The sequence below is a fragment of the Mesorhizobium sp. M0960 genome (assembly GCF_040319055.1).
GTDB lineage: Bacteria > Pseudomonadota > Alphaproteobacteria > Rhizobiales > Rhizobiaceae > Mesorhizobium.
Map to the genome: position 1 here is coordinate 584,698 of NZ_JAMYNN010000001.1, position 13,421 is coordinate 598,118.

The window sequence follows — 13,421 nt, forward strand, 5'->3', positions numbered from 1 at the left end:
TCCTGTCAATTGGCTAGATGGCAACGGAAAGACTTTATTTGCGACATGGGTCGCAAATGGGCAATCGCTATGCGGCGAAGGGCACAACGTGCCGCCGGATTGTCCAAACGAGCCGAACAGTCTGCGCACACGAAAACGCCGCCTCGGCAAAGCCGAAGCGGCGCTGGATCGACTTCGAAGCAGCGCTAGGCTGCTTCTGCCAAGATTTGCTGTTTCAGGCGACAAAGCCGAGGCGCGCGGCGGCCATGGCACCGGTCTGGCCAGGCATGGTGTTAGCCAGGCGCTGGCGCTCGAGCGCGGTCGTCAGGTTCATTTCGCGGCGGGCAAAGAGGCGGGCAAAAAGCTTCATGATCATCTCCATTCGGTTGCTCAGACGGGTCGCCTTCGCTTGATGGAGTGGGGCAGCTCGTGTGTTGATGATGATATAGGCTTAGGTGAGGGGAAACTAAATCGCAAAAGCGAAGCACTTGATATGAAAAGCGACACGGAATGCGACAAATTGGGGCATTCTGCCCAGGATTTACGATTATTTACAACGTGTTGATTGCCGGCGCGGGCTGCTATGCGACTTGCTCATATGCGTCATGCGGCGGCGACATGGCTCGGGGAAATCATTTGAATACAAACAAAAAGGCCTGCCGGGCTGATCTGCGCGGCAGGCCTTCAGCTGTTGATACACACGGTTACTTTGCTCCGGCCCAAGATCCCACACCATGGCGAGTGCCAGTCTTGGCATCGGCAGCTTCGGGCCAGCCGATATCCTTCTGCAGTTCAATCGGCAGCGCGCGGATGGCGCGTTCCGTCTGGTAGCGGGCACGGGCCTCGCTGAACTCGGTCGCGATCCGACCGATGGATGACAGGATAGACATCTCATTCTCCTTCGCGTTGGGCCGGGATTGTCCCGGCGCTTGCAGCGTCAGGCGGTACACCGGGTTTGTTTCAGCTTCATTTCGTGTCGATTGCAGGTCTGTGTCATGGTTGTTTCGGGACCACTTCTACGTGTCTTGCCTTCGATGGAGTTGACTATCCTCCCAAACTGATGTTCAATCAAACGAAATGGAATGATGGTTTGCATCAGAAAAATTGAAGGTCGCTTCCCATGAACGCCCCACTCAATCATCCACTGCCGCTGCTCGATCTCGATGTTCTGCGCACTTTCGTCGCAATCGCCGAGACCGGCAGTTTCACCACTGCGGCCAATGCGGTCTTCCGCACGCCGTCGGCCGTCTCCATGCAGATCAAGAAGCTGGAGGACATTCTCGGCCGCTCGGTGTTCGCGCGCGACGCCCGTTCGGTGACGCTGACCACCGATGGCGAGATGCTGCTCGGCTATGCGCGCCGGCTGCTGTCGATCAATCGCGAGGTGGTGTCGAAGTTCATCATTCCAGACATTGTCGGGGTGGTGCGGCTCGGCTCGCCGGACGATTACGGCGAACGTGTGCTGCCGCATGTGCTGAAGCGGTTCGCACAATCGCATCCATCGATCGCAGTCGACGTCACCATCGACCAGAGCGTCAATTTGCGCCGGCGCATGGACGACCGGGCGCTCGACATCACGCTGCTCACCAACTCCTACAAGACCAGCGCGATCGGCGCCGAAGTGCTGCTCACAGAGCCGATCGTCTGGGCCGGTGCCAAGGGCGGTTGCGCGCATCTGCGCGAGCCGCTGCCGGTCTCATTGTGGGAAGAGGGCTGTGCCTGGCGGGCAGGGGCATTGGAGGCGCTTGGCCGCGAGGGCCGCAACTACCGCATCGCCTATATGAGCGCACACACGGCCGGCCAGCGCGCCGCGATCATGGCGGATCTTGCAGTCGCGCCGCTGCCGAAATCGTTCCTCGGCAGTGACATGGTCGAGTTGTGCCCGAAGGACGGTATGCCTGACATCGGCACCTACAATCTCGCCATGGTGGTGACGCCAGACGCCAGCGCGCCGGTGAAGGCAGTCGCCGACCATATCCGCGCGACGTTTGAGATGTTCAGGGAAACTGGGAAGTTCTGACCCAAACTACGACCTGAGCGGCGCAACCAGATCGCGAGGGGTTCCGTCGCGGTCTGTCCTCTGCAGCGACAACACGCCTGCCGTGGCATGATAACTGTCAGTTTCGTTGGTCAAGAAGGCCACTATACTGTCCCGCGCGCGTCGCGCCTCCGGCATGTCGATCAACGGCCAGACATGGAACATGCCTTGCTCGTGGACGACCTCAATTTCGACGCCGGCCGCGCGTGCCTTTTCAGCGAAGATCAGATTGTCGGGGGTGAGCAGATCGCGTGAACCGGTCAGCAGCAACGTTTTGGGCAGCACCGACAGGTCGCCGTAAACCGGGCTGATGCGCCAGTCGGTGGGATCTATACCGGCGCTGTAAAGCCGGATCGCCTCGCGGCCGCCAGCAATGCCCAGCCACGGATCGTTGCGTTCAGCCTCATACATTTCTGGGTTGGCGAGCGACACGTCGAGGCCGGGCGAAATCAGCACGTGGCGTGATGGCAAGGGCAGGCCGTCTTGCGCAGCCATCATGGTCAGCACGACGGCCATGTTTCCGCCGGCGGAATCGCCCATGAAGATGATGTCATTCGCCCCGGTTTCGCCGAACATCTGGCGGTAGACGGCGCCGACCATGCCGAACATGGCGTGGAAATCGTGTTCGGGAGCAATGGGATAGATCGGCACAGTGATGCCGAACCCGAGACGGTCGGCCATGTCCGCGATCAGCCGCCAATGATAGGGTGTGATTTCAAAGACGTAAGCGCCGCCGTGCAGATAGAGAATCCGCCTCCGCTCGCCAGCCTTGGGCGCGATCTCGTAGACGGGGAAGCCGCTGATCGTGCGGGTTGTGATCTCCAGGCGCGACTGCAGCGACGCAGGCGGCTGATGGTTTTCAGTCTTGCGCGCATAGGCGATCCAGCGCTGCAGGTTCTCCGGGCTGGAAAACGCCTTCTTGCGGCTGTACCTGAGGACGAACGACACGACGTGGCTTTTGAGGCTGGGCATACAGATACACGGACTTCGGCTGAGCCGACTAAGAGAACCCCCGACTATTTCGAAGATTGTGTCGCCACCAAAAAAGTCAAGATTTATGCGATCTCAACACGGTGGTTTGATCCCGGCCGGCGACAAAGCGTCCGGCCTATGGAGTCCCTGGCCCAGCGGCGCAGCTCAACGCCGGGGCAGTAATGCGGCGCGCAGCCAATTGCTGGGTGCAGCCGGAGCCGCATTGCGGCCCCGGCGAATACCGAGCAGCTTGCATTTGTCGGTGAATTTCATCCGCGCTGCATGCCCCAGCCGACCGAAAGCTGCTTTTTGCTCGATCGCGGCGACACCGGCCAGCCAATGTCCTTCTGGATCTCAGGCGGCAGGCTGTTCAGGATGCGCAGTGACTTGCGCGCTTCGCGTGCTTTCTTGAAGGCCGCACCATAGCGGCCGAGGCTTTCGAACATCGACATCTTGATCTCCTTTGGAGCGTTGCGGTGGCCGGAAACTGGTTCTGCCTGCCGTTCGATGCCGGTTAAATGCACCGCCTATGTATCTGGCGGATTTCACGAAAACGCGATTTCGTTTCCAGATCGGCGCGATCTGGAAACATTTGCATACAAATGAAAATGGAAGGTATGACAGGCCTAGCGGGGGCGAGTCATCCCCGCCCGCGCCGCGCGGCGTGGCCTTCGCGCGAACGCCGCCGCGGGGCGGCGTCGCCGGCAATGCCGTCTTCGCTCACCGTCTTGCGCGGCGGCAGTTTGACCGCCGCCGAAAGCTTGGGGAACGGGTCGATCTTGTTCGGCAGCGCCATGGCGTAGACGAAATGCTCCTGGAATTTCGGCTCCAGGGCCGTCTCAATCTTCTCGATCCTGCTGACGGTTTCCTCGATCTCGCGGCGATAGCCGCGGTTCAACAGCGCCATGCGGGCACCGGCGCCGGCCGCATTGCCAACGGCCGAGACCTTGTCGAGGTCGCAATCCGGGATCAGGCCCAGCACCATTGCGTATTTCGGGTCGATGAACGAGCCGAATGCACCGGCGAAGTGGATGCGGTCGACATGATCAGTGTGCTGCTTTTCCATCAAAAGCTTGGTGCCGGCATAAAGGGCGGCCTTGGCAAGCTGGATAGCGCGCACGTCGGTCTGGGTGATGGTGATCTTGGGCCCGCCTTCCTTCAGCACATAGGAGAAGGTGCGGCCGTTGGCGACGACGCGCGGCGAGCGGGCGCTCAGCGATCCGTCGACGACACCGTCCTCGGAGATGACGCCGGCGAGATACATCTCGGCGACTACCTCGATGATGCCGGAGCCGCAGATGCCGGTGACGCCGGTCGCCTGCACGCTGTCGAGGAAGCCCGGCTCGTCGGACCAGAGTTCCGAGCCGATGACGCGATATTTGGGCTCCAGCGTTTCGGGATCGATACGGACGCGCTCGATGGCACCCGGTGCGGCGCGCTGGCCGCCGGAGATTTCCGCGCCCTCAAAGGCCGGGCCGGTCGGCGAGGATGCCGCCACGACCCGCTGGCGATTGCCGAGCACGATCTCGGCATTAGTGCCGACATCGACGATCAGCATCATTTCGTCCTGGCGGTGCGGCCCCTCCGACAGCGTCACCGCCGCCGCATCGGCGCCGACATGGCCGGCAATGCAAGGCAGCATATAAAGCCTGGCGCCCTGGTTGAGCTTCAGGCCGATATCCGATGCCTTGATGTGGACGGCGCCGGAGATCGCTAGCGCGAAGGGAGCGCCGCCGAGCTCGGTCGGATCGATGCCGAGGAACAGATGGTGCATGATCGGATTACCGACGAAAATGGAATCCAGTATGTCGTTGCGCTGGACGCTGCCTTCGGCGCAGACCTTGTCGACGAGGCCCGAAATGGCCTCGCGCACGGCGACTGTCATGCCTTCGCGGCCGTCCGGGTTCATCATCACGTAAGAGACGCGGCTCATCAGATCCTCGCCGAAGCGGATCTGCGGATTGGATGTACCCGACGAGGCGGCGACGCGGCCCGATAGCAACGACACCAGATGCATGGCGATCGTGGTCGAGCCGATATCGCAGGCAAGCCCGTACGCCTCGTTCTTGAGGCCTGGCCACAAGGCGATGACCCGTGCGGTCTCGCTGTCGGTGTCCTTGTGGATGGCGGCGGTCGCTGCCCAGTTGCCTTTGCGCAAAATGCCTTGCACCTGCGGCAACAGATGGAAATCGAAATCGAGGCTCTTGAGGCCCCAGTCCTTCATCAGCGCGATTTTCAGGCGGTCGAGGTCGCCGAGCGGCTTGTGCATGTCGGGTTCTTCGATCTCGACATAGCACATGCGGATTGCCGCATCGCGGGCGATGACCCTGGTGTCGGCGTCTTTGCGGATGGTTTGCGCGTTGATGACGGTGTCCTGCGGCACGTCGACGACGAGATCGCCGAGAATCTGCGCCGAGCAGGACAGGCGGCGGCGTTCGGGCAGCCCACGAACGCGCTCGTAGCGCTCTTCCTTTGCGCCCTTGGGCGAGATGTGGTCGTTGGAGGAAACGATCTTGTGCTTGGCGAAATTGCCTTCCTGCACCTCAATCTGGCAACGCCCACAAGTGGCACGCCCGCCGCACACGCTCTCGACATAGACACCGAGCTGGCGCGCGGCATCCAGCACCGGCGTGCCGACCGGAAACCGCCCCCGCTTGCCAGACGGCATGAACAGCACGAGCGGATCGGTGATGTTGACGGGAGAGTTCATACGTTCCAGACTTTACTTTCTACGCTGCTCAGGTCTTGGCCGCGGCAGCGATGCCGCAGTGTTTCGGTTCCTCCCCAGTCCTAAGCCCCATATCGTGTCGGCCAAGCCATGGCTCAACCCCGGGCCATCCGCGCTTCGCGGCCGCCGCGCCTGCGTCCGCCATTGCCATTGCCATCGCCCGGCGCGTTGACCTGCGTCCGGGCGGCAACGGCCTGGCCGCCTTCGGCAGGCTTGTAATCCTTGTAGGTCCTGATCCAGTTGGTGCAGTTCTCATCGGTGCCGTTCAGCACATTGGCGCCACGCACCGCTTCCATTTCCTGCGGCCGCACCGGGTTCATGATCGCCGAGGTCATGCCGGCGCCGATCACCATCGGAATGAAGGCGGCGTTGATGCCATGACGGTGCGGCAGGCCGAACGAGATGTTAGAGAGGCCGCAGGTGGTGTTGACCTTGAGCTCCTCGCGCAGGCGGCGTAGCAGTGCAAACACCTGGCGGCCGGCATCGCCCAACGCGCCGATCGGCATGACCAGCGGGTCGACGACCACGTCATGCGCCGGAATACCGAAGTCTGCGCAGCGCTGAACGATCTTCTTGGCGACGGCAAAGCGCACGTCGGGGTCCATCGAAATACCGGTCTCGTCGTTGGAAATGGCGACGACCGGAACGTTGTATTTCTTGACCAGAGGCAGGATGGCCTCGAGCTTTTCCTCCTCGCCAGTGACGGAGTTGACCAGCGGTCGGCCCTTGGCGACTTTCAGCGCCGCTTCGATCGCCGCGGTCACCGAGGAGTCGATCGACAGCGGCAGGTCGACCAGGCCCTGCACGATCTCCAGGGTCTGCACCAGCAGGCCGGGTTCGGTCTCGTTCGGGTTGACCGAGGTGACGCCGGCATTGACGTCGAGCATGGTTGCGCCGCAGGCGGCCTGTTCCAGCGCATCCCTGATGACGGTCTCAAAATTGCCCGCGATCATTTCGGCGGCCAGCTTTTTGCGGCCGGTCGGGTTGATGCGCTCGCCGATCACGCAGAAGGGCTGATCGAAGCCGATGATGATTTCTCGTGTCGCCGAGGCGACGATGGTCCGGGTCATGAAATCTCTCCATCGTGATATAAAGAGTTCTTTATATCGTTATCTGTTTCTGATCAAGCGAATGCTGACGATTCGCGCTGTCAATGCGCGGTCTTGACCATGTCGACCTGGGTTTCGGTGAGGTCGTCATGCAGTATGTGGTCGAGCCGGTCGGCAACGAGCTGGTCGTCGCGGCGGATTTCGCGCTTCCACGGCCGACGGCCCTTCAGCACGCCGGACTCGTCGACGATCTCGGCGACATACTCTTCCTGGCGATAGGCCATCACATGGACGCCGGACACACCTGGAATTTCCTTCACCTCATTGATGATGTCGATGCAGAGCTGCTTGCCTTCCTTCTTCTGATCCTGAGCGCCTTCCAGGCGCTTGACGATCTGATCGGGAATGTGAATGCCCGGCACGTTGGAGCGGACCCATCTGGCCGTCTTGGCCGAGGCCAGCGGCCCGACTCCGCACAGGATGAAGCATTTCTCGGTATAGCCGAGGTCGCGGACCTTCTTCATGTAGGTGCGGAACATCGGTACGTCGAAGCAGTACTGGCTCTGCACGAACTGCGCGCCGGCGGCGATCTTCTTGCCCAGCCGATACGGCCGGAAATCGATCGGCGGCGCGAACGGGTTGATGGCCGCGCCAAGGAAAAGCTGCGGCGGCGTGGTGAGTTTGCGGCCGGACAGGAATTTGCCGTTATCGCGCATGATGCGGCAGGTTTCGAGCAGCGACATGCAGTCGAGATCGAACACCGGCTTGGCGCCGGGCTGGTCGCCGGCCTGCACGCCGTCGCCAGTCAGGCACAGCATGTTGGCAACACCCATCGCGGCACCCCCCAGCACGTCGCCCTGGATGGCGATGCGGTTCCGGTCGCGGCAGGCGATTTGCATGATCGGGGCATAACCCATGCGGGTCAGCAGCGCGCAAATACCGACCGACGACATGTGGCAGTTGGCCCCGGAAGCGTCGACGGCATTGATGGCGTCGACCCAGCCGTCGAAAATCCTGGCGCGGTTGTAGACGTCTTCCGGATCGGCGCTGTCGGGCGGATTGAGCTCGGTCGTCACTGCGAACTCGCCGCGCCGCAGAACCCGCTCAAGCCGGCCGCGTGAGGTGTGGCCGGGTAGGGGATCGAGCGGCAAATGGATGCCGGCGGGATTCTCGTCTGGCTGGCGGCCGATCATGCCGACGCCCCGGTGTTGGTAGTATTCTGGACCCCATTGCGGGCGGCCGCGGCCTGCGCGGTCACCCGCAGCCAGGCGGAGGTTTCGCGCAAGGACTGATCCACCGGCTTCTGCACGTCCAAAATCTTGTCGCCATGCACCATGTTCTGCGAGCCTTCCCAGGCCTTGACCCAGACGCAAGGCATATCAGGCTCGACCTCGCAATTGCCGTTGGCGCGCACACCGCCGCAAGGGCCGTTGCGCAATTGCTTAGGGCAGTTCATCGGGCACGACATGCCGGTCGAGGAAAGAATGCACTGACCGCACATGCGGCAGTCGAACATGAAGCCCTTGACGCGCTTCTCGACGAATTTCACCGGCCCTTCGACACGGCTGTAGCCGATGCCCTTCCATAGCGGGTGGAGAGTCAGGAACATGTCGGCGAATTTGGCGTAGAACCATTCGAGCAGCCGCGAATGCCGCACCGACCAAAGCCGCACCGCAAACGAGCGCTGCACGCGCCGCTGCGGCGACACGTCAGCCGGCTTGTAGTCGGATTTCGGCGCCGCCTTCTTGACGATTGTCGCCTGGGTCACGCCGGCTTGAGCCGTCGTCGCCGGCATTGATTGGGGATCAGACATTTTCTTTGCCGCCCGCCTTGACCAGAGCGACCAGCCGCTCACGGTCGTATTTCGCATCGAGCTCCTGAAGAGCCTTCTCGGCCTCGACTTCAAGATCGTCACTGACTGGGACGGGCTCTGCCTTGCGCCATTCGGCAAGATAGTCGTCGGTGCCGCCGGCGCCGGTGCGCATGGCGCACATGTCGATCGCCTCGGTGAAGCGCAGCGGCAGTTCGCGCTTGGCGTTCTGCCGGCCCTTCTTGATGATGACCTGGGCGGGGATGTCGCGCCAGTAGACGACGATCAGATCGGCCATGAATTCCTGCTCCTGGAGAGCGCCGCGCGTCCAATCGAACGCACAAACGATGCTCTACCACCTAACTCCGTTGCATCGTGCCCTCCGAAGATCGATTCCGATCCTTTGGGCCGATGCAGTGGTTTCGAGCATTGCCGGAAGCGCTGTTGGGCTGCTTGTTATGGGACGACGCGGGGGCCTTCAAAAGCGACGCAATCGACGGCTGCGGCTGAAAGCGGAGTCTCTTCCAGCACTGGTCAGCCGGCGCGGCCATCGAAGCTGCCGACCAGTTTCCTGTGGAAGCGCACGTAACCTCGTTCGGTCGTGCGTAAATGCTCCGCGATGATCTCATGGAAGCGCGGCAGGCGATGGAAGGGAACGGCCGGATAGGAATGGTGCTCGGAATGGTACGGCATGTTCCAAGCCACGAAGCGCACCAGCCTTGTGGTGAAGGTGGTACGGGTGTTCTCGAGCATGTTGGCGACATGCGGGCACAATGCGTGCTCGGCCAGCAGGTAGGCCCGCAAAAACGGCTGTCCGACCAGCACCGGCACGATCCAGACCCACAACAGCAGCGCCGACTGTGCGGCGAGCGATCCGGCCAGCAACACCGCATAGCCGATCAGGAACAGCCGCGCTTCAATAACCACCTTGCCGCGGCCCTTTTCCGGCACAAAGCCGTCGCGGTTGCGGCCCCCCGCATTGGTTGCGAACACACGAGCCATGCCTATCCAATAGGGGCCGCCGGACAGATAGCGCAGATATTGGCCGATGGTCTCCGGCTTCGGGGCCATCAGTTCGGGGTCGTTGTCCGGGTCGTGGGTGTGGCGGTGATGGGCGAAATGGAAATAGCGGAACCATGCGGGCGGCAGCAGGATCAAGAAGCCGGCCACGGCGGCAACAGCGCGATTGAGCCACGCCGTTCTGAACGCCGTTTCATGGATGGTCTCGTGCAACAGCGTGAAGAAGAAGACGATCAGGATCCCCTGCGGCAAGACGAGAAGCGGCCAGAACGGGATGCGGGCGGCGATCAGTGCGCCCAGCACGACAACCAGCCCGCCATGGACGGCCAGCCGGACAATGCCTGGCCCGTCGACCCGGGCGGTGAGGTCGCGACGTTCCTCAACCGAAAGGCCGGCAATGATGGTGCGGTGGTCGATGTCGCTCATGATGCAATGTTAGCGGCGGGTGGCTGTCGGGTAAATCGGCGCGCGTGTCACCAGACGCCGTTTCTTATCCCGGTCCAGAGATAGAACCAGACCGTCGGATGATACCATTGTCTCGAAGGCAGACCGGGATCGACCGTGCCGAGCTTGCCGACCAGCGCATCCCTGACCGCCTCGACGCAGATGTCGCGCGAGAATGCCGCCTGCCGCAACGCGTAGCTTGAAATAGTGTCGCCAGGTTGGGGTTTGCCGCGTGCCTGCCGCAGCACCCCGCCAGTGTCGACGCGGGCGTCGACCAGATGCACGGTGGTGCCGAAGTTTTCCGCATCGCCTGAAGCCAGCGCCCAATAGCCGCCGTTCATGCCACGATATTTCGGGGCGATGCCGGCATGGTAGTTGAGGACCGGGCAAGGGATTTTCGCCAGCGTCTGCCGCGACAGCAAGCGGCAGCCGGCGAGCAGCACGACACCCGGCTGGATTTTCTCGATCGCCTGCAGGCACTCCGGCGCGTTGGCCGACGAGACCTGGACGATCTTTTGCCCAGGCTTCGGTTCGGTTTGCAGCTTTTGCTCGGCGGCGAGCCGTGCTGCGTGGCCGGCGAAGAAGCGCTTGCCGAGCCGGGTCAGCATCATCGTGCCGAGTTGACCGATGGCCGAGGTCCAGCCTTGCCGCCGCGCCCGCCCGAGAAGCAATTGTTTTTTGGATTCAGGGGTTTCGAGGATGACGCTGACAGGCGCGAGGTGGTCGGCGATGGCGTTGACGATCGCCCAGATATGCGGGCCGCCTTCGGTGACGACGACGATCGGCCGTTGGTTTGTTTTCGACCGTGCCATGCTTCGCGACCCCCGCAAAGAGCTGTTCTTTGTGCGCGAATGCTAGGTTGACCGGGTTAACCCTTGGTGATCGGGGGCGGGCTCAGCGCTTGAATTCGAGGATGTCGAGCTTCGATTCGTAGTGGGGCGCCGGGAACTCGATGCGCCATTCGCTGGCGCTGTGGCGGAAGGCATAGCCGACCTGATCGCTTTCCGGGCCGCTGCCGTAGGGCTTTGCCGGATCGTCGTTGACGTAGAAGGAACCTAGATAGATCGCGCGTTTCTCGCCATCGTCGAAGAAGCGGCCCTTGGTGCGCTGCGAACCGGTGATCTTTTCCAGTCTCCAGCCGGAACCGTCGTCGCTCACCTTGCATTTGAACCAGCCATAAATGACGAGCGGGCTCAATCCGCCGGCCTTGATGGTGCGGCATTGCCAATTGCCGGTCAGGTCCTCGTCGGAGAAGGAAACCAGCGGCTTTGCCAGCAAGGCGTCGAGCTGCTTGACCTCGGCGGGATCGCCGGCCTTCGCCTCGTCAAGCGCTGCCTTGCGCGTCTCGCCATATTTGTCGAGGCGCGCCTTGTCGGCAGCGGTGATCAGCTTCTGCACTTCGCCATCGGCGAACGCGGGCAACGTCAAGCAGAGGACAGCTGCTACGGCAAACATAAGGCGAGCGATCATTGGTGGCGTTTTCCCTTTTGATGACTGGAGCAGCCTGTTTTCTTGTCTGGCGCATACCTTAATGTTTCGCCGCGCTCTGTCATCCTTGCTTGAGCATCGACAGCAGAAACGAGGTGGAAAGAATGCGGATCTTGCTGACGGGATCGTCGGGTTGGCTGGGCAGGGCCTTGGCGCCACGCCTGCGGACTCTCGGCCATGACGTCACTGGCCTCGATCCCGTCCCATCCTCGGAAACGCGAATCGTCGGCTCAGTCGCCGATCGCGACCTGGTCATGAGGGCGGTCGAGGAGAACCGCATCGAGGCCATCATCCATAGTGGCGCGCTGCACAAGCCTGACATCGAACATCATCGCAACGAGAATTTCGTCGAGACGAATGTGCGCGGCACGCTCAACCTGCTCGATGCGGCGGCAACTTTCGGCGTTCAGCGCTTCATCTTCACGTCGACGACATCGCTGATGATTACCCAGGCCATCCGCGCCGGCTTGCCCGGCAGGGCGGCTTGGCTAACGGAAGACATGTCGCCTGAACCGCGCAACATCTACGGCGTGACAAAGCTTGCGGCGGAACATCTTTGTCGGCTCTACCATATCCAGTTCGGCCTGCCGGTGATCGTACTGCGCACCGCCCGCTTCTTTCCCGAAGCAGACGATATGGCGCATGTGATCGAACAGTCGGACGCCAACACCAAGGCCAATGAGCTGTTGTTTCGCCGGCTGACGGTGGAGGATGCTGCCGACGCCCACATCGCTGCCTTGGAGAAAGCGCCGCAATTGGGCTTCGACACCTTCATCATCTCGGCACCGACACCTTTCCAGCCCGACGATTGCGCGGCATTGATCGCCGACGCACCGTCGATCGTCGCGCGCTATTTTCCGGATTATCCGGCACTCTACTTGAAGAAAGGCTGGACGATGTTTTCGTCGATCAACCGGGTCTACGATGCGTCCCGGGCGAGGGACCGGCTGGATTTCGTCTGCAAGACGAGCTTTGCCGATGTGCTCGCTGGGCTCGAAGCTGAAGAAAACGGTGCCTAAAGTGTCAGGCCAGGGCTGAGGCCCCAGCCAGTTCCTTCGTCAGGTCGCCGTAGCCGGTCGAGCGGCGCTCATAGGCGAGGCCGAGCATTTTCGCCGCCTTTTCGGCGACCTTGTCGAGTTCCGGATCGTCGGTCTGGGCGATGTAGATCAGCTTCTCGTAATTGCCGAAATAGTCCTTGATCAGCTCCGGGTGCTTGTCGAGGCCGAGCGGCTTCATGAAGAAGGCATCGAATTGCCGGCAGAGGAAATCGGTCATGTAGAACGACATCATGTCGTCATCGGCAACCTTCGCATAGGCATCCATGCCTTGGTAGAAGGCAAAGCAATGCGGCCCGGCCATGCGCTCGACGCCATGCTTCTCGCAGATCCGGTCGAGCAGGCCACCCGTGCCGCAATCGGCATAGCCGACGAAGATGTGTTTGTAGCCGTCAGCCCTGGCCTTGGCGATTGCCTTGTCCATGGCCGGCGCAATGCGGTCCGGATAGAAATGGAACTCCGCCGGGAGGCAGGTCAGGTCGAGATGGTCGAGCCCGAGCTGCTCCTTGACCGCCAGAACTTCGCGCGCAATCATCCCGCAGGCGATGACGAGCAGCCTGTCGCCTTGATCGGATTGTTGTTTTCGCGCGGTAGTCATGGAACCAGTCTAATCCATCTTCGTTGCTGTCCAGCGAATTTATATTCTGAGGGAGACACCAATCATGAAATTGTTCCGCGTTGCGCCAATCGCTATTCTCGCCTGCGCCCTGGCTGTTTCGGCCTGCGCCAACACGGTGCGCGGCGTCGGTAAGGATATCAAATCCACTGCGAAGGCGGTTGACGATACCGTCAAGAAACCCTGATCTGCACGATTTCAAACATTTGGGAATAAAAAAGC

General features: G+C 61.6%; 16 protein-coding genes. 3 read left to right on the forward strand and 13 right to left on the reverse strand.

Translation table 11 applies throughout. From position 1 onward, the window contains the following. Positions 1–214: 214 nt before the first annotated feature. Both NKH63_RS02965 and NKH63_RS02970 read right to left on the reverse strand, forming a co-directional pair. Positions 215–349: a hypothetical protein gene (locus tag NKH63_RS02965; protein ID WP_013894968.1), complete on the reverse strand. Its 135-nt coding sequence runs from the start codon at positions 347–349 to the stop codon at positions 215–217. A 334-nt stretch (positions 350–683) separates the two neighbouring features. Beyond that, a complete protein-coding gene (locus tag NKH63_RS02970; protein WP_023719925.1) occupies positions 684–869 on the reverse strand; it encodes a hypothetical protein in 186 nt (61 codons plus the stop codon). A 230-nt stretch (positions 870–1,099) separates the two neighbouring features. On the opposite strand from NKH63_RS02970, the gene NKH63_RS02975 reads away from it, so the two are divergent. Next, a complete protein-coding gene (locus NKH63_RS02975) occupies positions 1,100–1,999 on the forward strand; it encodes a LysR substrate-binding domain-containing protein (protein ID WP_023676521.1) in 900 nt (299 codons plus the stop codon). Between the two features lie 6 nt (positions 2,000–2,005). On the opposite strand, the gene NKH63_RS02980 is transcribed toward NKH63_RS02975, so the two are convergent. From NKH63_RS02980 to NKH63_RS03025, 10 genes are all read right to left on the reverse strand, one after another. After that, positions 2,006–2,989: an alpha/beta hydrolase gene (locus NKH63_RS02980; RefSeq protein ID WP_023719926.1), complete on the reverse strand. Its 984-nt coding sequence runs from the start codon at positions 2,987–2,989 to the stop codon at positions 2,006–2,008. Between the two features lie 269 nt (positions 2,990–3,258). Further along, positions 3,259–3,441 (reverse strand): hypothetical protein, encoded by a 183-nt coding sequence (locus NKH63_RS02985; RefSeq protein WP_023719927.1) that lies wholly within the window; start codon positions 3,439–3,441, stop codon positions 3,259–3,261. Between the two features lie 188 nt (positions 3,442–3,629). Beyond that, positions 3,630–5,699, reverse strand: coding sequence for an ASKHA domain-containing protein (locus tag NKH63_RS02990; RefSeq protein WP_023719928.1), 2,070 nt, complete (start codon positions 5,697–5,699; stop codon positions 3,630–3,632). 113 nt (positions 5,700–5,812) lie between these two features. Beyond that, positions 5,813–6,787 carry a methyltetrahydrofolate cobalamin methyltransferase gene (locus tag NKH63_RS02995; RefSeq protein WP_023719929.1) on the reverse strand — a complete coding sequence of 325 codons (975 nt, stop codon included), beginning with the start codon at positions 6,785–6,787 and terminating at the stop codon, positions 5,813–5,815. A gap of 80 nt (positions 6,788–6,867) precedes the next feature. Next, complete coding sequence (locus NKH63_RS03000) at positions 6,868–7,959, reverse strand: methylenetetrahydrofolate reductase (RefSeq protein ID WP_352484522.1); 1,092 nt, start codon at positions 7,957–7,959, stop codon at positions 6,868–6,870. Then, positions 7,956–8,579 (reverse strand): methylenetetrahydrofolate reductase C-terminal domain-containing protein, encoded by a 624-nt coding sequence (locus NKH63_RS03005; protein WP_352484523.1) that lies wholly within the window; start codon positions 8,577–8,579, stop codon positions 7,956–7,958. The genes NKH63_RS03000 and NKH63_RS03005 overlap by 4 nt, the downstream gene beginning before the upstream one ends. Next, positions 8,572–8,874 carry a virulence factor gene (locus tag NKH63_RS03010; protein WP_023719932.1) on the reverse strand — a complete coding sequence of 101 codons (303 nt, stop codon included), beginning with the start codon at positions 8,872–8,874 and terminating at the stop codon, positions 8,572–8,574. The genes NKH63_RS03005 and NKH63_RS03010 overlap by 8 nt, the downstream gene beginning before the upstream one ends. Before the next feature lie 236 nt (positions 8,875–9,110). Continuing rightward, entirely contained in the window at positions 9,111–10,022 is a 912-nt protein-coding gene (locus NKH63_RS03015; protein WP_352484524.1) for a fatty acid desaturase family protein, read from the reverse strand. Between the two features lie 47 nt (positions 10,023–10,069). After that, complete coding sequence (locus NKH63_RS03020) at positions 10,070–10,852, reverse strand: formyl transferase (protein WP_352484525.1); 783 nt, start codon at positions 10,850–10,852, stop codon at positions 10,070–10,072. An 82-nt stretch (positions 10,853–10,934) separates the two neighbouring features. Next, a complete protein-coding gene (locus NKH63_RS03025; protein ID WP_352484526.1) occupies positions 10,935–11,510 on the reverse strand; it encodes a DUF4893 domain-containing protein in 576 nt (191 codons plus the stop codon). 122 nt (positions 11,511–11,632) lie between these two features. Here NKH63_RS03025 and NKH63_RS03030 point away from each other — a divergent pair, with 122 nt between their 5' ends. Further along, positions 11,633–12,547 (forward strand): NAD-dependent epimerase/dehydratase family protein, encoded by a 915-nt coding sequence (locus tag NKH63_RS03030; RefSeq protein WP_023719936.1) that lies wholly within the window; start codon positions 11,633–11,635, stop codon positions 12,545–12,547. 4 nt (positions 12,548–12,551) lie between these two features. On the opposite strand, the gene NKH63_RS03035 is transcribed toward NKH63_RS03030, so the two are convergent. Beyond that, positions 12,552–13,181 carry a DUF1638 domain-containing protein gene (locus tag NKH63_RS03035; protein WP_023719937.1) on the reverse strand — a complete coding sequence of 210 codons (630 nt, stop codon included), beginning with the start codon at positions 13,179–13,181 and terminating at the stop codon, positions 12,552–12,554. A gap of 64 nt (positions 13,182–13,245) precedes the next feature. On the opposite strand from NKH63_RS03035, the gene NKH63_RS03040 reads away from it, so the two are divergent. Beyond that, entirely contained in the window at positions 13,246–13,386 is a 141-nt protein-coding gene (locus tag NKH63_RS03040; protein WP_023676507.1) for an entericidin A/B family lipoprotein, read from the forward strand. The last annotated feature ends 35 nt before the right edge of the window (positions 13,387–13,421 follow it).

Bases quoted from the DNA above. Each gene is read 5' to 3' on its own strand.
- NKH63_RS03000 (WP_352484522.1), bottom strand. From the start codon at position 7,959: ATGATCGGCCGCCAGCCAGACGAGAATCCCGCCGGCATCCATTTGCCG.
- NKH63_RS03035 (WP_023719937.1), bottom strand. From the start codon at position 13,181: ATGACTACCGCGCGAAAACAACAATCCGATCAAGGCGACAGGCTGCTC.
- NKH63_RS02985 (WP_023719927.1), bottom strand. From the start codon at position 3,441: ATGTCGATGTTCGAAAGCCTCGGCCGCTATGGTGCGGCCTTCAAGAAA.
- NKH63_RS02990 (WP_023719928.1), bottom strand. From the start codon at position 5,699: ATGAACTCTCCCGTCAACATCACCGATCCGCTCGTGCTGTTCATGCCG.
- NKH63_RS03025 (WP_352484526.1), bottom strand. From the start codon at position 11,510: ATGATCGCTCGCCTTATGTTTGCCGTAGCAGCTGTCCTCTGCTTGACG.
- NKH63_RS03040 (WP_023676507.1), top strand. From the start codon at position 13,246: ATGAAATTGTTCCGCGTTGCGCCAATCGCTATTCTCGCCTGCGCCCTG.
- NKH63_RS03020 (WP_352484525.1), bottom strand. From the start codon at position 10,852: ATGGCACGGTCGAAAACAAACCAACGGCCGATCGTCGTCGTCACCGAA.
- NKH63_RS03005 (WP_352484523.1), bottom strand. From the start codon at position 8,579: ATGTCTGATCCCCAATCAATGCCGGCGACGACGGCTCAAGCCGGCGTG.
- NKH63_RS02995 (WP_023719929.1), bottom strand. From the start codon at position 6,787: ATGACCCGGACCATCGTCGCCTCGGCGACACGAGAAATCATCATCGGC.
- NKH63_RS03030 (WP_023719936.1), top strand. From the start codon at position 11,633: ATGCGGATCTTGCTGACGGGATCGTCGGGTTGGCTGGGCAGGGCCTTG.
- NKH63_RS03015 (WP_352484524.1), bottom strand. From the start codon at position 10,022: ATGAGCGACATCGACCACCGCACCATCATTGCCGGCCTTTCGGTTGAG.
- NKH63_RS03010 (WP_023719932.1), bottom strand. From the start codon at position 8,874: ATGGCCGATCTGATCGTCGTCTACTGGCGCGACATCCCCGCCCAGGTC.
- NKH63_RS02965 (WP_013894968.1), bottom strand. From the start codon at position 349: ATGAAGCTTTTTGCCCGCCTCTTTGCCCGCCGCGAAATGAACCTGACG.
- NKH63_RS02980 (WP_023719926.1), bottom strand. From the start codon at position 2,989: ATGCCCAGCCTCAAAAGCCACGTCGTGTCGTTCGTCCTCAGGTACAGC.
- NKH63_RS02970 (WP_023719925.1), bottom strand. From the start codon at position 869: ATGTCTATCCTGTCATCCATCGGTCGGATCGCGACCGAGTTCAGCGAG.
- NKH63_RS02975 (WP_023676521.1), top strand. From the start codon at position 1,100: ATGAACGCCCCACTCAATCATCCACTGCCGCTGCTCGATCTCGATGTT.